The 18233-nt window shown below is 65.8% G+C and carries 18 protein-coding genes; 12 read left to right on the top strand and 6 right to left on the bottom strand.

The window, feature by feature from the left end; genetic code table 11:
• Nucleotides 1-489 (bottom strand): hypothetical protein, encoded by a 489-nt coding sequence (locus BHE75_RS22005; RefSeq protein ID WP_070936340.1) that lies wholly within the window; start codon nucleotides 487-489, stop codon nucleotides 1-3.
• Between the two features lie 87 nt (nucleotides 490-576).
• Between BHE75_RS22005 and BHE75_RS22000 the strand changes: the two genes are divergently transcribed.
• From BHE75_RS22000 to BHE75_RS21945, 12 genes are all read left to right on the top strand, one after another.
• A complete protein-coding gene (locus BHE75_RS22000) occupies nucleotides 577-1590 on the top strand; it encodes a DUF7221 family queuine tRNA-ribosyltransferase-like protein (protein WP_062787883.1) in 1014 nt (337 codons plus the stop codon).
• A gap of 97 nt (nucleotides 1591-1687) precedes the next feature.
• Nucleotides 1688-3307, top strand: coding sequence for a PRTRC system ParB family protein (locus BHE75_RS21995; protein WP_376765092.1), 1620 nt, complete (start codon nucleotides 1688-1690; stop codon nucleotides 3305-3307).
• A 33-nt stretch (nucleotides 3308-3340) separates the two neighbouring features.
• Nucleotides 3341-3775 carry a PRTRC system protein E gene (locus tag BHE75_RS21990; protein WP_070936336.1) on the top strand — a complete coding sequence of 145 codons (435 nt, stop codon included), beginning with the start codon at nucleotides 3341-3343 and terminating at the stop codon, nucleotides 3773-3775.
• A gap of 45 nt (nucleotides 3776-3820) precedes the next feature.
• Nucleotides 3821-4027: a PRTRC system protein C gene (locus BHE75_RS21985; RefSeq protein WP_030090566.1), complete on the top strand. Its 207-nt coding sequence runs from the start codon at nucleotides 3821-3823 to the stop codon at nucleotides 4025-4027.
• A 266-nt stretch (nucleotides 4028-4293) separates the two neighbouring features.
• A complete protein-coding gene (locus BHE75_RS21980; RefSeq protein WP_237241404.1) occupies nucleotides 4294-5190 on the top strand; it encodes a hypothetical protein in 897 nt (298 codons plus the stop codon).
• 10 nt (nucleotides 5191-5200) lie between these two features.
• Nucleotides 5201-6031, top strand: a complete 831-nt coding sequence (locus BHE75_RS21975) for a PRTRC system protein B (RefSeq protein WP_070936332.1) — start codon at nucleotides 5201-5203, stop codon at nucleotides 6029-6031.
• The gene (locus BHE75_RS21970) at nucleotides 6028-6687 is read left to right on the top strand and encodes a PRTRC system protein A (protein WP_070936330.1); all 660 of its coding nucleotides are present in this window, start codon (nucleotides 6028-6030) and stop codon (nucleotides 6685-6687) included. Before BHE75_RS21975 ends, BHE75_RS21970 begins: the two co-directional genes overlap by 4 nt.
• Nucleotides 6677-7435 carry a PRTRC system ThiF family protein gene (locus tag BHE75_RS21965; protein ID WP_070936328.1) on the top strand — a complete coding sequence of 253 codons (759 nt, stop codon included), beginning with the start codon at nucleotides 6677-6679 and terminating at the stop codon, nucleotides 7433-7435. The genes BHE75_RS21970 and BHE75_RS21965 overlap by 11 nt, the downstream gene beginning before the upstream one ends.
• Nucleotides 7436-7527: 92 nt before the next feature.
• Nucleotides 7528-8172 carry a hypothetical protein gene (locus BHE75_RS21960; RefSeq protein WP_070936326.1) on the top strand — a complete coding sequence of 215 codons (645 nt, stop codon included), beginning with the start codon at nucleotides 7528-7530 and terminating at the stop codon, nucleotides 8170-8172.
• Between the two features lie 20 nt (nucleotides 8173-8192).
• On the top strand, nucleotides 8193-9476 hold the full coding sequence (locus BHE75_RS21955) for a hypothetical protein (protein WP_083629939.1): 1284 nt from the start codon (nucleotides 8193-8195) through the stop codon (nucleotides 9474-9476).
• Nucleotides 9477-9617: 141 nt separating this feature from the next.
• A complete protein-coding gene (locus BHE75_RS21950; protein WP_070936322.1) occupies nucleotides 9618-10070 on the top strand; it encodes a hypothetical protein in 453 nt (150 codons plus the stop codon).
• Between the two features lie 180 nt (nucleotides 10071-10250).
• Nucleotides 10251-10490 (top strand): hypothetical protein, encoded by a 240-nt coding sequence (locus BHE75_RS21945; RefSeq protein ID WP_070936319.1) that lies wholly within the window; start codon nucleotides 10251-10253, stop codon nucleotides 10488-10490.
• Nucleotides 10491-10721: 231 nt separating this feature from the next.
• Here BHE75_RS21945 and BHE75_RS21940 read toward each other — a convergent pair whose 3' ends face one another.
• The 5 genes from BHE75_RS21940 to BHE75_RS21920 all read right to left on the bottom strand — a co-directional run bounded on the left by BHE75_RS21940 (nucleotide 10722) and on the right by BHE75_RS21920 (nucleotide 18182).
• Complete coding sequence (locus BHE75_RS21940; RefSeq protein ID WP_070936317.1) at nucleotides 10722-13955, bottom strand: efflux RND transporter permease subunit; 3234 nt, start codon at nucleotides 13953-13955, stop codon at nucleotides 10722-10724.
• Nucleotides 13952-15112: an efflux RND transporter periplasmic adaptor subunit gene (locus BHE75_RS21935; protein ID WP_070936315.1), complete on the bottom strand. Its 1161-nt coding sequence runs from the start codon at nucleotides 15110-15112 to the stop codon at nucleotides 13952-13954. Before BHE75_RS21935 ends, BHE75_RS21940 begins: the two co-directional genes overlap by 4 nt.
• The gene (locus BHE75_RS21930) at nucleotides 15109-16377 is read right to left on the bottom strand and encodes a TolC family protein (RefSeq protein ID WP_070936313.1); all 1269 of its coding nucleotides are present in this window, start codon (nucleotides 16375-16377) and stop codon (nucleotides 15109-15111) included. The genes BHE75_RS21935 and BHE75_RS21930 overlap by 4 nt, the downstream gene beginning before the upstream one ends.
• A gap of 54 nt (nucleotides 16378-16431) precedes the next feature.
• On the bottom strand, nucleotides 16432-16734 hold the full coding sequence (locus BHE75_RS21925; protein WP_137864399.1) for a hypothetical protein: 303 nt from the start codon (nucleotides 16732-16734) through the stop codon (nucleotides 16432-16434).
• 110 nt (nucleotides 16735-16844) lie between these two features.
• The gene (locus BHE75_RS21920) at nucleotides 16845-18182 is read right to left on the bottom strand and encodes an MFS transporter (protein WP_070936309.1); all 1338 of its coding nucleotides are present in this window, start codon (nucleotides 18180-18182) and stop codon (nucleotides 16845-16847) included.
• Nucleotides 18183-18233: the final 51 nt, after the last annotated feature.

Here is an 18233-nt window from a genome sequence, read left to right as displayed (position 1 = left end):
TCAGGCCGACAAAGTCGGGTCGGCCCACCAAGATGGTCCCTGCTCGAAATTTCCGTCCATCCTGACCAACGGCCCATCGGGCGCGTCGGCCACATAGGGGTTCACGAGCGGCATCACCGTCTCCTTCAGGCGCTTCTGTTCGCCTGCGATGCGCCCGCGCCGCTCCAGCAGATCCTCCAGCCATTCAAGATCGTCGAGCATCGACACCACGCCGCGGCCGGCGAGGCAGAAATAGATGCAGCGCTGAAAATCGTCGGCACCATCATTGCCCAGGATCTCCGCCAGCTTCAGCTTGCCCGCCGAAACCCCTTCATGCACCCAGCTTACCGCCTCGCGCAGCTCCCGCACCGAATAGTAGGCGTCCTCGACATGCATGCCGATCGCCGCATTGGCGATCATCCGACGGGTCGGCCGGTTCTCCATATCCAGCGCCGCATCCCGCAGCGTTATGTCGAGATCGAACAGGTGTCGGATGCTGGGCGTCGTCATGGCAAATCTCCTACTCATTAGAACGTAACGTGAACATGCGCGACCGTCAATTGTCCGCGTGCTTCCGTTGCGAGCGGAGCGCGCATCATGCCCATCAACGTCATCGTCGGCCTTCCGCACCTGAACGATGGGCCGATCCTTCAGCGGGCACGCGCGCTTGGCCGGACCGCGCTCATCTCGGCGAACGCGCTTTCACGTTGGTCCGAAAAGCGCGGCTGGCGGGAATGGACCGGATGGCGCCTGGGGCAACTCCAGAATGCACGGGGTTTGTCCGGCCTCTGCCTGGACTCCGCAGGCTTCGTCGCGACTGCGCGCTATGGTGGCTTCCCGTGGTCCCTGTCGGACTATGTATCGCTCGCGGCGGCCTATCCATTCCAATGGTGGGCAAGTGCCGATTACTGCGTCGAGGCTGAGATCGCGCGAGATCGCGACGAAGTCTTCGACCGCCTGTCGCGCACCATCCGCGCCAATCGCGACTGCCGCATCCTGGGCGAGGATGCCGGAATAGCCGACAGACTGATGCCTGTGATCCAGGGCCGGCGACCATCCGACTATGAGCGCTGTGTCGATGCGCTCTGGGGTTCGCTCCGCCCCGGCGCATTGATCGGTGTCGGAAGCATGTGCCGGCGCGATATTCACGGACCGGAAGGCCTGATCGCGGTCATCGACCATCTCGATCAGATTCTTCCGGCCGGTGTTCTGCTCCACGCATTCGGCGTCAAGGGCACGGCACTGCCCTTCCTTCTGCCTTTCGCACACCGGGTCGCGTCGATCGACAGCCAGGCCTATGGCGTCGGTGCGCGTCGGGCAGCCCTGAAGGCGGGGATCTCCAAGACCGATCGCGTCGTGGCCGATTACATGGAGCAATGGCTCGCCGGTCAGTACCACCGACTAACCGAGCGGCCGCGCCGCCTTCCGCAGCAACGGCCTGCTGACGCAGATCCTCCGCCGATCGATCCCTGGGAGGCCGCAATCGCGCAGGCCCGTACCGAAATCCGCGATCTCATCGAGTCCGGCGATCTTGATCATGATGAGATGTTCGAGCCGTGGCTCGAGCAATGGGCGGCCGACATCTTCCATGACCAGACGGCGGAGCGGTGAAAGGGGAGGGGGAGTGGAAGGGTGAGCATCAGGCTCACCGAAAGGGTGCGCGTCGCGAGCAAGCGCGTGCACCGCCATTCTCACTAGGAGAACCGCCTTGACCGCATCGCACCCTGTCGGAACCGCCATGGTCCCGCTCGCCCGGATTGCCGTGGGCTATAATCCGCGCCGCTATTTCGACCGGAAGAAGCATGACGAACTCGTCGCCTCCCTGCGTTTGCGAGGCATGCTGCAGCCGATGCTGGTTCGGCCCGCTGCCGACCTGCCGGAGCATTTCACGATCGTCGCCGGTGGGCGCCGCTTCCGAGCCGCCATGGAAGCCTTCGGCGAAGACGGGGAGGTGCCGGTCCTGATCCGGGAGATGACGGATCAGGAGGCGCTCGATGCCGCTATTGCCGAAAACGACGATCGAGATGACCCCTCGGAGACTGAGCAGGCAGACGCGGCCGTTCGCTACCTCGCGGCGTGTCAAGGCGACCGCGCCGAGGCTGCCCGGCGGCTTGGCTGGTCTCGGGCGAAGCTCGATCGCCGCCTCGCGCTCGCCGACCTTTCCGACACCGTCAAAACCGCGCTCGACGAGCGCCGCATCAAGGTCGGACACGCCGAGCTGCTGGCCGCCGTTCCCGCCGACAAGCAGGACAAGGCGCTCGAGACGATCATCGCGGCTAGCCTTGATATCGCCAAGACCCGCGACCTCCTGATGCGTGTCACCCAGCGTCTGGCCGACGCCCTCTTCGACAAGACGGAATGCATGACTTGTCCGTTCAATTCGGGGACGCAGCGCGCCTTGTTCGACACCCATGTCGACGATGGTCACTGCACCAATGCCACCTGCTTCCAGCTCAAGACCGAAGTCGTCGAAGCCGCGCGCCGTGAAGCGGAGGCGGCCGCCGAGGCCGAGGATGCCGCCGCAGCAATCGGGTCCAATGATGGCGACGAGGCCGATCTTGCCGACGATGGCGACGAAATCGAGGATGGCGGAGAAACTGGCAGCCTGATCGATGACGCCGCGCCCGTGGCACCTCTGGCCGGCCGCGGGACCGTCGTGCGCAAGGTTTCCACCAGCACCGGGCCGAGCATCACCGCAAAGTCCATCGCGGGTCGCACCGCCGACCTGCGAGAGGCGACCTGGCGGACGGCACTCGCGCGCGGGCTGGCTGACGATCCATCGGCTGCGCAGGCGGCGATCCTCGTGGCGGCGCTGACCGGCACACTGTCGCACATCAAGGCAGGCACTTTGACCTCGCGCGCCGCGCTGCTGGTCGACGCCGCGTTCCCCGATCGCGGTTTCAAGGACAAGATCGCAGAGATCCGTGAGCTGTCGGAGGGACAAGCCACGACGGTGCTCGCCGCGATCGGGGCCGCCTATGCCCGGGACGTCCAGTCGTTTACGCATGTCGCCGATCTTGCCAGCGCCTTCGGCATCGACATTCGGACGGTCTGGCAGGTCGATCGCTCATTCCTCGAACGCTACACGAAGGACGAGCTCAAATTCATCGCCGGCGAATGCGGCCTGGTGGCGCATATGGGCGAGAAAGCCTTCGCCAAACTGCTTGGCGCCAAGAAGGCCGACCTCATCTCCGGCATGTTGAATGCGGTTGGCTTCGACTGGGCCGACCGGGTGCCGAGCGCGATGGCCCTCAATGGCCGCTATTCGCCGCCCCAGTTTCTTCCGCCCGCTGAGACCGAGGAGGTGGTCGCCGACCTGGCCGCCTGACCCCACCAGCCTTCCAATCAAGGAACCACCAACATGCTGATCTCAAGCCTATTGCCCTTGCTGGGCAGCTATTCGCTCGCCTTCGATCTCGTCGCCGGCGCTGACGATGTTGTCACCCTCATCATCATTCCCCGCATCGCCGAGGGGAAAACGCACAAGGCCGAGGCCGGCGAGCTGCGTCCGATCTCGATCACAGCGACGGCCGCTGAGATCGATGCCGAGCTCTCGAAGGGTGCCGACGGCGCCCTTGGCGGACTGATTGCCGCGCGCAAGACGCTCGCTGACCAGATCGCCACCCAGCGGGGCGCGGCCGAGGCCGCCCGCGCAGCGTCCGCCGAGGCGGCGAAGGCAAAGGCGGCATCGACGCCTCCCAAGTCGGCAGGCCCCACGACCATCGCGCCGGCTGCGCCAGCACCGGGCGCCCTTCCGGCCGATGCCAAATCGGAGGAACCCGCCAGTCTTTGGTGACGGGATGAACCGGCGCCCCTTTGCCATTCCAACGAGGACATTACGATGCAGATCGATCACCTTGCCCGGGTCTACCGCTATGACGGTATCGACCTCCCGCAGCCGCCGCACCTTGCCAACGACCCGCAAGGGCTGCGCGCCTATCACGCCACCCTCTACCCGGCGATCCTCAATGCCGACCTGGTGGATGCCGGGGTTACCGGCGGTGTCCATGTCACCGAATATCGCCGCGCGGTCGGCACGAAGGGCTGAGGTGGCACGCCCGCGAACAGCGGCCATCCCCGCAGCACCGCGCAACACGCTCCTCGAATGGATCGAGAACGACCATGGCGACACTTCCGGACTTTCCCGGCCAACCTGCAGCAAACAGGCCCAAGCCCTCCATGCGCAGATCGTCCTTTGCGCGGGCACGCAAGAGGACGGTCCCGCCGATCCCATCGCTCCACCCATCGGCCTGCCCCTCCCACCGCTCGGCTGACCTCGCCGGACGGTCCGTCCGCTTCTCGCCCGATATTCCCGTGATCTTCGATCGCTCGCTCGTAGCCCATCACAAGCTGGTGGGCAGCTGGGTGGTGTCGAAGGAGGGGGCGACAGCGCGTCTGACGCGCCCCGAGGCACGGCGGCGCATCGAGCAGGTCTTCACGGCGAAGGTCCTGGACATCCTGCGAAGCTGTACGATCGCGGACTTGCGCGTCGTCCTCCTCAACGGGGAATCCTGCGGCGCGCCGGCGATCGCCATCGTCTGCGATAGCGTCGGACAGTTGGATCTTGGATGGATCGAGGACAGCAATCGGCCGATCCCGTGGCGCGCGGCGGCCTACCGGGCGCTCGAGCGCACGCTCGGAAGCGCTCTCCCGGTGTTCTGCTATGACGATCTCTTCGACAATATCTCGATGTACTATTGGGATGGCGAGACCGAAGATGGGGCCGCCCGCGAAGCCCTGATCGCCTACCACGGGGCTGATCCCAGCGAAATCGACGCCCAAATCATGCCGTCCGCCATGAATGCCAAGCGGCCGGAATGGATGTTCGCAGCAAAGGCGGCGCCTCAGTCGAAGCTACCGATTGTCCTTCGCCGGGCCTTGCGCGAATTACGCGATGCTCACGCGGCACTCACCGATCTGCCCGACGAGCATCATGCCTGGCGCGTAGAGATGGACGTTCTCTACGAATATGTCCCCGGCATCGAGGAATGCTCGCCACTGCCGCCGCTGACCCTCGTTCCCGTCGAGCAGTTCGCGGTCGAGGTCGACGATGTCGGGCGCCACGGCATGGAGTATGGCTTCATGGACGTGACGGGTCTCTGCCCGATGACACAAATCGCAGCAATCGATGCATGGCTTGCCTCGCTCGCGGTTGGCGCCCGGCTTCTGCGCGCTGCCAGACACCTAATCGAACTCTATCCCCCCGAATAGCGAGGCCGACATGACCGACCATTGCGTGCAGTTCGAGCGAACTGCCGGCGGATTGGTGCTGACCAACGCCATCCTGCTTTACAGAAGCAACGGGGCCCGCGGCCTCGGTTCCCATCTTACCCCCGACGAGGATGCCGACGCTTTCGCCAGCATCCACCAGATCGACCATGACGCCGCCGGCGCACCGACTATCGCCGCCGGGACGCCTTTGACACGAGCACATTTGCGGCATTGGTCGCAGGCGCTCGGCCGCGTCGCCGCGCCCCAAATTCTCCCCGAGACGGTGCTCGTTGCGCATCCCGATCTGCTCGTCTGGTGGGTGCCCGCGCAGGTGCGGCCAGCATATTTCAACCTGTCGACCCCGCCGGCGGGCCTTCGTGCGCTTGCTGGCCGTACCGTTGTCCCGGTCGCATATCCCGCGCACGTCCTTGTCGCCACTCGGCGTAGGCTTGGTGTCTATGCCCTTGGCCGCAGCGAGCGGCCCACGGCCGAGACCATCCTGCTTCATTCGCCCATCCTCAACGTCTTCCTCAATGGCTCGCTGTGTTGGGGCAACATTCCGAGGCCGACATCGCTGGAGGTGGCGGCCATTCCCGAATTCGAACGTGCGCTTTTTGACTCCTGGTCGACGCACCCCAATCCGGGCCAGGAGCTGACCGTCACGGGAAAGGGCGGTCTCGTGCGGCTCTGGGACAATCTCGCGGCGACCCGCGCGACACGCTTCCCGGTCAAACGCCTGAAGGCGTTCGTTGGCGATCGTCGTCAAGCCGTCCCACGAGGGGGCACCAAGGCCGAGCCGATGACGCTTGGTGACTTGATCTACGGAAAGTCCCGCCGATGATAGCCCTTGCCGAAGACCCGACCTCCGCTGCCGTCCTGGCGGCCGCGCCATGTTATCCGGTGCCGCCCAGTGGGCAATCCCCTGCCATCGACGCGGTTCGCGAAGCCCGTGTCGGTCAATGCCTCGTCGTCGGCCGCGACGGTGTCTGCTTGATCCTGCGCCGGGCCTGGCTCGCTCTGGACCTGCCCGTCACACCGCCTATTCCAGCTTATCTCCCGTATGGAAGCATTGGCGCCGGGCGCGCGGATCTGCGCTGCGGACTGATACCGGCAGAGCTGTTGGCACAAGTCCTCAAGCACTTTCGGGCCGCTCTGCCGAACGAGGCCGCGGCGTTCATCGTCTGGGATGAGAACGATCGGCAATTCACGCTCGATCTCCCCCAGATCGACCACGCGACGCCGTCGCACCTCACCTACCGTCCACCCGTGCAGCCGCCGCACCGGCATATCGTCTGTGACATCCACAGCCATGGCCATGCTCCCGCCTTCTTCAGCGCAACCGACGACGCCGACGACGCACACGCGACCAAGATTTCCATGGTGGTCGGACGTCTCGGTCACGCGGATGGCCCGACAATCGCCTCCCGGCTGTGCGCCGGCGGGATGTTCCTGCCGCTTCCGCGCAGCCCATTTTCTGGAGACTATCATGAGCTCTGATCCGCCTGCCCGCCACTATCTGCCCGCGGCCCTTGGCAGCGGGGCGATCAAGGTCGTGCTCGTGGGTTGCGGCGGCAACGGAGCGCAGATGCTGATGGGCCTCGCCTCGCTGGACACCGCACTGCGCGCCATTTCCTCTCGCTCGCTCGACGTGACCGTCGTCGACGATGACATCGTCAGCGAAGCCAATCTCGGCCGACAGCCCTTCTATCGATGCGACATCGGCAACTCCAAGGCCCGGACCCTGACCGAGCGGGTCAATCTCGCTCACGGCCTTGCCTGGACGGCGGTACACGGACGGGCGCCCGAGGCCGCCAAGCTCGACGGCGCTGATATTCTCATCACCTGCGTCGATACCGCCTCCGCGCGCCGGGCCATAGGAGCAGCACTGGTGGCCGGGCGGAGCCCGCCGACCTACTGGATGGACCTCGGCAATCGCGCGGGCGATGGACAATTCATTCTCGGCTGCCCGAACCACGAGGCCGAGGCCGACCATCAACTACCTCCCACGGTCCTCGAATATTTTCCGGAGATCGCGGACGAGACCCTACCGGATGACGATGCGCCGTCATGCTCGATGGCCGAGGCCCTGGAGCGTCAATCGCTCTTCGTGAACAGAGTCGTGGCGAGCCATGCCCTGGCGCTGCTCTTTGACCTCATTGGTCGAGGATCGATCGGGCATGCGGGGGCCTTCATCAACATTGCCACGGGGCAGAGCGTTCCCATTCCGCTGCCGATCGCCGCCTGAGAGTCAGCGCTCCCCGAGGCCGCCCACGGGAGAAAGGGGAGGGGGAGAGGGCCGTTTGAGCGGATTTTCGCTCAAGACCGGAGGGCCTCCCCATGACTTACGACGTCGCCATGCGCCATCAGCAAGCGCTCGATCCCAGCTCGCTGATCACGGTCTTCACCACCCTCCACGCCATCGGCGCCGCAATCAAGGATTGCCGCAACGCCGGCAAGGATGCGGAAACCGATCCTGCCGTGATCCTGCTCGTCCGCCATCTGAGCGCAGTGTGCGAGGATCGGCCGTCCAGCCTGGAGCTTCGGCGCACCTGCATGGACCAGATTGCCGAAATCCGCCGCACCCCGGTGCTGCGAAATCTGGCCTATCGCGGCGTCAGCTATGACGAGGCCGCCAAGCGGCTCTTCCATTCCGAGGGCCGCTCCGCGATGCGGCGCCTGGCCGACGCCCTCGGCCTCTGCGACGGGACCTACGACATTCGCTCCAACAAGGGCGGCCCCGCGGTCTCCGGCGAAATCACGCTCCATGGCGAGGAGGCGTGGGTGCAGCTCTCGCTCGGCTGTTCGGGCCCGGGCCGGGAAGTCCTCTATCGCCGCGTTCGCGGCCGTGACGACCACTGCGGCGATCGCAATCACTGGGCATCGGTCAACGACCTCATGGCGCCCGACCGTTTCGCCGCCCGCCTGCAGCGCGACCTGCGCCTGCCCCCGCCGGTCGCACAGCCCATGCGCCTCTTTGCCTGATGTCGACGGAGGCCGAGCACATGACACGTGCCGAGAATATCCCGCCCTTCGATCCCTGCTCGGCCGCCACCTGGCTTGCCCGAGGCCGCGCACCGGATCAAGCCGAGGCGATTGCGAAAGCCTGGCGCGACTATCCCGACCTGCCGCCAACATCGACGGCGGCAGACCGCATGGCGCGTACCCGCGAACGTGTCGTCGCGATGAAGCCGGTCAACGACGCCATCGCCGCAGCTGCCGAGGCCGAGCGCCAGGCACGCAATTTCAGCTTCACCGAGGACCGAGCCGCCTCGGTACGCGGCGACGAGCGCGATGCGGCGATCCTGCGCGGCAGAGAGCGCTACGGCTATGACTGGAATCAGGCGATCCGCTATGCCGATGGCTGGTATGCGGCCCACGTTGGTTGGAATCACCGTCCACCGTCCAAAACCGCAGAACGCTCGGCCTATGATCGCGGGTTTGCCGATGGTGGCGGTGACGTCGATGATCTCTTCGATGCGGCCCGCCGCGCCAATCTTGCCGCGGCAAGAACAGGCGCGCCGTCGCGACCGTTCGTCGCGGCACGATGTCTGCCCTCGGATTGGTTGAAGCCGAGCGATCGACCACGGCCGACACCGTGGCCACGGCGGGTCATCATCCTCGGTGATCACCCAGCAGCCGCACTCGGCCGCGGCGACATCTTCGAGCGCTTTCAGGAGACGGGCGGTCGCTGCGGCGGTCGCGCCATCGTCCTCACGGCCGCCAGGGGCTTCGCTTCGTCAGCGTCGGCATTGTCTGAGGCCGAGGAATTGACGGCGGCTCGCGCCGATGAACTCATTGCCAGTCCCGAGCAGGGAGACCGCCTTCGCGCCCTCCTGGCGGACAGCGATGTTGAGGACATTCTTGTCGCATTGCATGGCGACTATTTGCGGGTTCTCGACGCCCATTCGGCAGCCCTGCCGACCTGTCGAAATCGTGAGCGCACGCGCAACACGCCGCCGCAGGTCAAAGCGCACCTGAAGCTCTGGATGGACCGAGGCCGCGAGGCCGGAAGCAATGTCGGCGCCGGCCACATCCGTTGGTCCAAGGCGACCAAAGGCCTCACCGCCAAGCTGGGCGAGCTGACGGCCCGCTATCAGGGGCCCGGCCCCGACAGGGGGCATATGGTTTCGATCGAGCAGGGCGGTGCGCCCGCGTATGGCTTCATCGATCCTGACGGCGAACTCCTCGATCCCACGGTTGTCGTCGGTAGCAAGGCCCGGCTGCGCGAGGAGATGGCACGGGCGCTTCGCCTGTTCGGCGGGGCGACGAGATTCGGCGCTCGCTAATCCCTGGGGTGAAATACCCGCAGCCAGCGCTGGCGCGGACGCCGTTGCTCTGTGGACCGCGATCTCACGGTCATCGATCCCGCCGCCTAGGCCTTCGAGGTCATCGAACACCCGCACCGCAGCCCATCGCAGGAGACCACCATGTCCCGCACCGATGGACGCGCCTATGCGCGTCACCTGATCGACGCGGCCCAACATTTCCTGCAGTCAGCAGTTGCCGACTATGCGCCCATGACCACCGAGCACCGCTACTACTGGACCGCCATCTCGATCGAACTGGCGCTCAAAGCGTGGCTTAGCCTTGTCGGCTTCACCGACGACCAAATGCGCCGCACCGTTGGGCATGACCTCGCTATCGCGCGTAGCCTGGCGGAAATCGAGGGGCTTTCGTTCCCCGACGCCGCCGAACCGGTGCTGACGCTGGTCCATCCCTTCTACATGCAAGGCGGTTTTCGGCGACCTAACGATGTTGAATGGCCTGCGGCGCTTCTTGCCCAGACCCTGCCGTTCCTCACGGCCTTCTACGCCGCGATCTCCGATACGATCGCCGCGGTGCCACCCGAATCCGTTTCAGCGCCCGCCACGCCAACCTGACGGCGGCCGTCGCCGAAATCCTCGCTTCGCGCATCGCCGTACCATCGCGGTGACCTTACATGCCACTCGGCGGCGTGTCCGGTGCAGGGGAAGGCTTCGCAGGCCCGACTGTGTCACCCTCGATGCCGGGATCGAGATCTGTTGGGCGTATTTCGCAACTCCCGATCAGGAGCCCCCGTCATGTTGAACCAGTTCCAACGCGCCTGCGCGGATGTCTATGGCGGGAGCGACTTCGCCCATGTCGAAAGCCTGAGCGACGCCCGTGAGGCCGGAGACACGCTCTTCACCTTCCTGATGATCGAGCTCTCCTCGAGCGAGGGCTGCGACGGTCGCGATGAAGCGGTGCGAAGGCTCGATATGGCAGTCGCCGAAATCCAGGGTGTCGCCGAGGCCGTCCAGCGCGGCGGGCCCGCGCGCTGACGGAGCAGGGGGGCTGGCGGGGTGGTGATCTGAGACCATTCACGCTCGACGCCTCCCGATGTCATCCCGCCAAGCATCGGCCTTGGGCGGCACCGCAGCAGCTCTTTGGTCTACCCGCTGTCGACCTCTTGTTGGCAGGCGCTCTCCTTGATCGAGCAGGCCTGGTGACACGCCAATCCTAATAGCTTGTGCCCCGGCCTGCTCGATCATTTCCTCGCCGTTCGGTAGTGGTCAGCTAGCAGCAGACGGGGCGATAGCTTGCCCCGCCTGCCTTCGCCGCGAGCGACGACCCACAAACACGGTGATTGCCGGTAACACCAGCAGCGTCAACGCGGTCGAAGTGATCAGCCCGCCAATGACGACGGTCGCCAGTGGCCGCTGGACCTCGGCGCCAGTACCGGTCGCGAGCGCCATCGGCACGAACCCGAGGCTGGCCACCAGCGCGGTCATCAGTACGGGACGTACACGCTCCATCGCTCCGCCGATGATCGCCTCGTCCTCGGTCACACCATCCTCACGGCGCTTGCGTATCGCGCTCATCATCACGAGGCCGTTGAGCACCGCCACGCCGGATAAGGCGATGAACCCGACCGCGGCCGTGATCGAGAACGGGATACCGCGCAGCAGTAGCGCGAACACGCCGCCCGCCAGCGCCATGGGCACCGCGCTGAACACGATCGCTGCCGGCACCAGGCCCCCGAGCGCCATGTAGAGCAGCGCGTAGATCGCCAAGAAGCAGATCGGCACGACGATCAGCAGTCGTAGCCGCGCCGATTGCAGGCTCTCGAATGTGCCGCCCCACGCCGTGTACATTCCGGCCGGGAGTTGGAGTTGGCCGATCTTCGCCTGCGCCTCCTCAACGAATCCGCCGAGGTCGCGCCCGCGCACATTGACCTGAACGACCACCATGCGCTTGCCGTTCTCGCGGCTTATCTGGTTCAGCCCCTGGGTGTAGCTGAACCGGGCCACCTCCCGGAGCGGGATCGACCGCGCGACCTGTCCCTCGGCCGCCGGCAGCATGACCGGGATAGCGCCGAGCGTTTCCAGATCGTCGCGCTGGGCGTCGGGCAGCCGAACGACTACGGCGAAACGCCGGTCGCCCTCGAACAGGAGCCCGGCTTCCCGTCCGCCAAGTGCTGCGGCGACGGTGTTCGCCACCTCTTCGACCGACAGGCCGTAGCGTCCCGCTGCCTGGCGATCGATCTTTACGTCGAAAGTTGGGGCGCCGTCCGTCTGCTCGACGCTGACATCGCCTGCGCCGGGAATCGCGCGGAGGATGCCGGCAATGCGCTGGGCTTGCTGGCTCATCTGATCCAGATCGTCGCCGTAGAGCTTGACTGCAACGTCGGCGCGGACGCCCGCGATCAGCTCGTTGAAGCGCATCTGGATCGGCTGCTGGATCTCGGTCCGGTTGCCGATCAGCGGCTTCATCTTCTCCTCGATGCGGCGCAGGATATCCTCCTTGGACTTCACCTCTGCCGGCCATTCCTTCTCCGGCTTGGGGATGAAATAGGTGTCCGAGGCGTTGGGCGGCATCGGGTCAGTACCGAGATCGGCATTGCCGTTCTTCGAGAAGACCAGCGCCGCTTCTGGCAGCGACTTCAGCGCATTTTCGATCTGGAGCTGCATCTGCGTCGATTGGTCGATCGAGGCCGAGGGCACGCGGAAGTTCGTAACGGTGATGTCCTTCTCGTCGAGCTGCGGCATGAATTCCTCGCCGAGCAGGCCGAAGCAGAGGATCGCCGCCGCAAAGATGCCGACGCCGCCTGCAATGAACGGCAGCGGTCGGGCGACTGCTTGTCGCAGCATGGGTGCATATTTCTCCTTGAACCAGCGGATTGCTTTCACTTCGGTCTCGCTGACCTTTCCCTTGATAAGGATTGCGAGCATCGCCGGCACGAAAGTCAGCGACAGCACGAAAGCGCTGGCGAGCGCCACCATCAGCGTGATCGCCATCGGCGAGAAGGTCTTGCCCTCGACGCCCTGGAAGGTGAGCAAGGGCACGAACACGAGGAAGATGATGAGCTGGCCATAGACGGTCGGCCGCACCATCTCCTGCGATGCCTCGATCGTTTCGCCCAGGCGTTCGCGCAGGGTCAGCAGCCGCCCCTCATGCTCCTGGCGTTGGGCGAGGCGCCGCAGCGCATTCTCGACGATGATGACCGCGCCATCGACAATGAGACCGAAATCGAGCGCGCCCAGGCTCATCAGATTGCCCGAGACGCCGAGCCCATTCATGCCCGCTGCCGTCATCAGCATGGTGATCGGGATCACCGCGGCGGTGATGAGCGCCGCGCGAATATTGCCGAGTAGCAGGAACAAGACGACGATGACGAGCAGCGCGCCTTCGACCAGATTCTTCTCGACCGTCGCGATGGTCGCATTGACCAGCTTGGAGCGGTTATAGACCGGCTCGGCGAACACGTCGGGCGGCAGCGCCTTGTTGACCTGGTCGAGTTTCTCGGCCGCACTGTTTGCGACAATGCGGCTGTTTTGGCCAACCAGCATCAGCACGGTCGAGATCACCGCCTCCGAGCCCATACGGCTGCCCGATCCGGTACGGACTGCACCGCCGATCACGACCTGGCCGACATCCTTCACCCGCACGGGCACGCCGGCGCGGGTGGCGACCACAGCTTCCTGAATGTCTTCGATCGACTTGAGCCGTGCATCGGCACGGACAAGGAAGCTTTCCCCTGCACGCCGGACATAGTTGGAGCCCGCCGACAGGTTTGCGCGCTCCAGCGCGTCTGCAAGCTCGGTGATCGACAGACCATAGCTGGCAAGCGCGTTCAGATTGGGCTCGATCAGATATTGCTTCACATAGCCGCCGTTGGAATCGACCCCGGCGACACCCTGCACGTTGCGCATTTGCGGCCGGATGATCCAGTCCTGCACGGTGCGCAGGTAGGCGGCCTTGGCCAATTCGGTCGTCAGCCGCTCGCCTTCGGGGGTGAGATAGCTGCCGTCGGACTGCCAGCCCGGCTTGCCGTCCACGACCTTGACGCCCTTGCCGTCGGGATGCCGGAACGCGACAGAATAGAAGAAAATCTCGCCGAGGCCGGTGCTGAGCGGCGCGAGGTTGGGTTGGATGCCGGCGGGCAAGCTGTCCTTGGCCTGAGTGAGCCGCTCCGTGACCTGCTGGCGCGCGAAATAGATATTAGTGTCGTCGGTGAAAACCGCCGTCACCTGGCTGAACCCGTTGCGCGAGAAGGAGCGCGTCATCTCCAGGCCGGGAATACCTGCGAGTGCCGTCTCCACCGGGAAGGTGACTTGCTTCTCGATGTCGACCGGACCCAACGTCGGGGCAAAGGTGCTGATCTGCACCTGGCGGTTGGTGACGTCCGGCACCGCGTCGATCGGCAGTTTGGTGATCTGCCAGGCACCGAAGCCGACTACGATGAGCGTCAGGAACGCGACGAGCCATCGCATCCTGACGGAGAGCGCGAGGATACCGGCGATCATTCCTCACCTCCTTCATTCTTCTCGATCTCAGCCTTCAGGAGAAAGGCATTGGAGGTCGCGATCGGGATACCGGCGACGAGGCCGGAGATGATCGCGACCAGCCCGCCGGAGCGGCTCCCGACCTGCACGTTCGTGGCCTTGAAGCCGGTCGCGGTGCGAACGAAGACGACGGTGCGGTCGCCGAGTGTCTGCACGGCATCTTGCGGTACACTCACGCCGCCCTTGGCCGCGCCTCCGCTTGCGAAGATACGCGCCTGGACGAGCTGGCCAGGGACAAGCGTGCTGCCGCCCGAACTCGGCACGATGATGACGGTCGCGGCGCGCGTCGTCGGATCGACCACGCCGGTCTCGGAGCGGACCTGCCCCTCGATCCTGCGCCCGTCAGTGGTGGTCAATTCTACGTGATCGCCGGCCCGCACGCGGGGCGCATCGGCCGGCGGCAGACTTGCCGCGATTTGCAGGCGTGTCGGATCGGCGACGCGGAACAGCTCCGTCTCGGCCGACACGAAGGTGCCGAGGGTTCCGGTTGCCGAGGTGATGCGCCCGGTGATCGGGCTGACCACCGCCACCGAGCGGCCATCAGACGCCACCCGTGCAGCACCGGCGGCGGCGGCGGCGCGACGGGCATCGGCCTGCGCCACGGCAAGATTAGCCTGCGCGGTCTCATAGTCGGCGCGCGGGCTCACGCCTTGATCGAGCAGCGATTTCTCACGGGCAAGCTGTCGCTCTGCGAGCGTGACGCGCGCGGCCGCGGCGCCGCGGTCGGCGGCGATTGCCGAGGCGTCGCGACTTTCGAGCAAAGCGATCGTTTCTCCGGCACGCACCGGATCGCCGATCCGCTTGAAGATGCGCGTGACCGTCCCCGCCGCGCGCGCCGTCAGCACCGCTTCGGCGTCGGGCGTCGAATCAACGGTGGCGCTTGCGCTGATCGCCGCATCCAGTCCGCCTGCGGCGGCCGGCGCAATGCCGATCTTCGAGATGCGGATGCCTTCGGCGGTGATGACGACACTATCCTTCGGTGTGTCGGCCTTGGCGGAAGCGGCCTCGGGAGCGGGCAGAACGGGTTGGGTTAGGCGAGCGATGCCGAATCCGATTCCGGCTGCAATGGCAAGCGCAATAGCGGCTCCGGCATAGAGCCGGTTCTTCTCGGAGGTCATTGGATCGGGTCTCCGGTGATGGTGCGGCCCTGAAGGCGGGCCAGGATGGCGTAAGTGGTGAAACGGCCGGCCTGGGCGTCGAGCACGACGCCTCGGGCCAGCCCAAGGTTGCGGCGCGCGGTCAGCAGTTCGATCAGCGGCGCCTTGCCGCCTTCGTAGGCGATGCGGGCAAGGCGATAGCCTTCCTGCGCGGTCGCGAGCGACGCTTGCGCGGCTCTAACACGCGCTTCGGATGCCTCTGCCTGCGCGATGGCGCCACGAAGCTCTGCTTCCGCTTCGGTCCGGGCGACTTCTGCGCGTGCCTCGGCGCCGGCTACTTCGGCGCGCGCAGCGGCGATATTCCCCCGGTTGCTGTCGAACAGCGGCAGCGGCACCGAGACGCCGACGACAAGCGCGTTCGCCCCCTCGCGTTCGAGCCGCCGGACGCCGAGCGAGCCGGTGACGTCGGGTATCGCACGCTTGCGCTCATAAGCGAGCCGCTGGTTTGCCGCCTCCCGTTCGGCGAGGGCGGTTCGATAGATCGTCGAACGGCCCGGATCGACAGGACCGACCGCCGGAGACGTATCGAAAAGCGCCAGCACGGACCCGGAAACGCCGGTATAGGGCTGCGCAACGCCAGAGAGCGCTGACAGGCGGGCAAGGGCTCCAGTGTAGTTGGCCCTCGCGAGGTCCAGATCGGCCCGCAACGCCTGCAAAACGGTTTCCGCCTGAAGGCTGCGCAGCCGTGCTTCCTTGCCAGCGCCGACCTGGGCATTGGCGACTCTCAGGTCGGCCTCGGCGTTCCCAACTTCATCCTGGGCAAGCTCGATCCGGCGCTGCGCGATCTCCGCGGCGGCATAGCCGGTCGCAAGATCATAGGCATAGGCGACCCGCGCATTGAGCCCACGCGCCTTTGCCGCACCCACACCTGCCTCACCAGCAGCGATGCGGGCAAAACGTTTGCCACCCAGCTCGAAAGGCTGGTTGATCTGAAGCGTCGTCTCCGCCGCGTCGAATCTGCTATAAGGTGCACTGCCGGCAATGTTTTCGGCCTGCACGCTCACGCTCGGATTGGGCCTTGCGCGCGCTTGTTCGGCGAGTCCCTCCGCCTGCGCGACATCGGCGGCGATAGCGGCTGCACGAGGTGCCCCTTCGCTTTGCTTGAGCAATGTGGGGAACGGCGGCGCCTCCTGGGCATAGGCCGTCCTTCCCAAGGCCGCGCCCCATAGCACGACCGTCATGCCGACCATCGCGCAACGCGCCAGCCGGCGTTTTACGCCATTCATGATTATTCCCTTCGAGCTGACTGGTTCCCGCTGCGACGATGCCGCGTCGGACCGTCAGTCCCGTGGGGGGCGCAGGATCGATATCGGCGGGAGAGAATCGACCGCGGCTGGCCCCGCCATCGTCCACACGACCGCGAGAGCGGGCGCGGTTGCGATGACTGCCGGCTCGGCCGGAATGGCGAGCCCTTGCAGGACGACATGCGCTGCGAGGTGCAGCGGATCGCTTGGCTGCGGCAGGTCGCCGGGATGATGATCGCTAAGCTCGATCACATGCTCGGCACTCGCGATGTCATGAACGTGGGGTTTCGAATCGTGCCAGCTCGCAATGCCGACCATCCCCACCAGGGCGAGCAGCATCAGGAGCAACGCCAAAGGGCGGCCCCGAACAAGCTTGGTGCGGAAAGGTGTCGCGATCACCGCTCTTTGGTAACGCGAGAGTAATCGCCCTGGCAATGCGCGAGTGTTGCTCATGTCGTCGGCCAACGCGGGTGGAGGTCATCGATCACGAAGGCGTGCTTGGCATCGCCGTCGGCGTGAGCGTCACGCTGATGGGGATGATCGGCCGGAAGATCATCGTGACGGTGCGACACCGAGTCCGGGTCGTTCGCCGGCCACAGCAGCAGCGCCGCGACCGCACCAACCGCCGCCAGCGCGGCCATACCGCCGAATGCGGCGGTCATGCTCACCCGCGCGCCAAGCTGGCCGACCAGCGGATAGGCGATCAGCCAGCAGACATGGCTGAGTGCGAACTGCGCCGCGAACAATGCAGGCCGGTCTTCCGAACTGGCTGAACGCCGCAGCAGCCGGCCGCCCGGCGTGACGCTCATCGAATAAGCGACGCCGAGTAGTAGCCAGCCACCGAGCAGAATGTGCCAATAAGCCTGCCCCGGCGGAATCATGGCGCTGATCGCAGTCAACGCGGCCAAGCCGAGGACCAGCAAGAACGAGGCGCCGATCATGATCGCGCGGTCGGCGACGCGATCGAGGATGCGGGGCAGCGCGAAAGCGGCGCACATCGAGCCGCCGCCAAAGGCGGCCAGGGTCAGCGCCACGTCCCGCTGGCCGAGCCCGAGCCCGCGCACGATCACGACGGTATTGACGATCACCATCGCGCTCGCCGCCGCCGCGGCCAGCGTCACGGCGAGCAGGCCGCGCATCCGCGGCGTCTTGAGGTAGATGCGAATGCCGCGCGTCGTCTTGTCGTAGATGCCCATCCTGCGGGTCGCTGCGGCCACCGTTTTAGCCAGGCCCGAGGTCACGACCAGCGCGGCCGAAGCGACAAAGCCGATCGCGGTGCCCGAGAACAGCCAGTGGAAGTTGATGACCGTCAGCAGCGCGGCCGCGAGCATCGGGCTGGTCAGACTCTCCATGTCATAGGCGAGCCGGGACAGCGACAGCGCGCGGGTATAATCGGCTTCCTCCGGCAGAACGTCGGGAATGGTCGCCTGAAAGGTCGGGGTAAACCCCGCCGAGGCCGATTGCAGCACGAAGATCAGCATATAGACCTGCCAGACCTCGGTGACGAACGGCAAGCAGATGGCGACGGCGGCGCGGACCAGGTCGAGCGAGACGAGCAGCGCCTTGCGCGGCACCCGGTCGGCGAAGGCGCCCGCCATCGGCGCAACGCCGATATAAGCGATCATCTTGATCGCCAGCGCCGTTCCCAGCACCGCGCCCGCATCGCCGCCGGCAATGTCATAGGCGAGCAGTCCAAGCGCGACCGTCGCCAGGCCCGTCCCGACGAGCGCGATCATCTGCGCCAGAAACAGGTGGCGATAGGTGCGGTTGGCGAGCACATGAAGCATGGTCTCTCCCTATCCCCCTGGGGGGATGTGTGCAACATCCCCTTGGGGGGG

Source organism: Edaphosphingomonas haloaromaticamans, assembly GCF_001853345.1.
GTDB classification, from domain to species: Bacteria; Pseudomonadota; Alphaproteobacteria; order Sphingomonadales; family Sphingomonadaceae; genus Sphingomonas_E; species Sphingomonas_E fennica.
The sequence above is the reverse complement of the archived record's forward strand: the minus strand, read 5'-3'. Positions and strand labels throughout refer to the sequence as shown.

Excerpts from the sequence above, each read along its gene's own strand:
- BHE75_RS21925 (WP_137864399.1), bottom strand. The coding sequence starts at position 16,734 with ATGCTGCTCGCCCTGGTGGGGATGGTCGGCATTGCGAGCTGGCACGAT.
- BHE75_RS21960 (WP_070936326.1), top strand. The coding sequence starts at position 7,528 with ATGACTTACGACGTCGCCATGCGCCATCAGCAAGCGCTCGATCCCAGC.
- BHE75_RS22000 (WP_062787883.1), top strand. The coding sequence starts at position 577 with ATGCCCATCAACGTCATCGTCGGCCTTCCGCACCTGAACGATGGGCCG.
- BHE75_RS21920 (WP_070936309.1), bottom strand. The coding sequence starts at position 18,182 with ATGCTTCATGTGCTCGCCAACCGCACCTATCGCCACCTGTTTCTGGCG.
- BHE75_RS21945 (WP_070936319.1), top strand. The coding sequence starts at position 10,251 with ATGTTGAACCAGTTCCAACGCGCCTGCGCGGATGTCTATGGCGGGAGC.
- BHE75_RS21965 (WP_070936328.1), top strand. The coding sequence starts at position 6,677 with ATGAGCTCTGATCCGCCTGCCCGCCACTATCTGCCCGCGGCCCTTGGC.
- BHE75_RS21935 (WP_070936315.1), bottom strand. The coding sequence starts at position 15,112 with ATGACCTCCGAGAAGAACCGGCTCTATGCCGGAGCCGCTATTGCGCTT.
- BHE75_RS21975 (WP_070936332.1), top strand. The coding sequence starts at position 5,201 with ATGACCGACCATTGCGTGCAGTTCGAGCGAACTGCCGGCGGATTGGTG.
- BHE75_RS21990 (WP_070936336.1), top strand. The coding sequence starts at position 3,341 with ATGCTGATCTCAAGCCTATTGCCCTTGCTGGGCAGCTATTCGCTCGCC.
- BHE75_RS22005 (WP_070936340.1), bottom strand. The coding sequence starts at position 489 with ATGACGACGCCCAGCATCCGACACCTGTTCGATCTCGACATAACGCTG.
- BHE75_RS21985 (WP_030090566.1), top strand. The coding sequence starts at position 3,821 with ATGCAGATCGATCACCTTGCCCGGGTCTACCGCTATGACGGTATCGAC.
- BHE75_RS21940 (WP_070936317.1), bottom strand. The coding sequence starts at position 13,955 with ATGATCGCCGGTATCCTCGCGCTCTCCGTCAGGATGCGATGGCTCGTC.
- BHE75_RS21950 (WP_070936322.1), top strand. The coding sequence starts at position 9,618 with ATGTCCCGCACCGATGGACGCGCCTATGCGCGTCACCTGATCGACGCG.
- BHE75_RS21955 (WP_083629939.1), top strand. The coding sequence starts at position 8,193 with ATGACACGTGCCGAGAATATCCCGCCCTTCGATCCCTGCTCGGCCGCC.
- BHE75_RS21930 (WP_070936313.1), bottom strand. The coding sequence starts at position 16,377 with ATGAATGGCGTAAAACGCCGGCTGGCGCGTTGCGCGATGGTCGGCATG.
- BHE75_RS21970 (WP_070936330.1), top strand. The coding sequence starts at position 6,028 with ATGATAGCCCTTGCCGAAGACCCGACCTCCGCTGCCGTCCTGGCGGCC.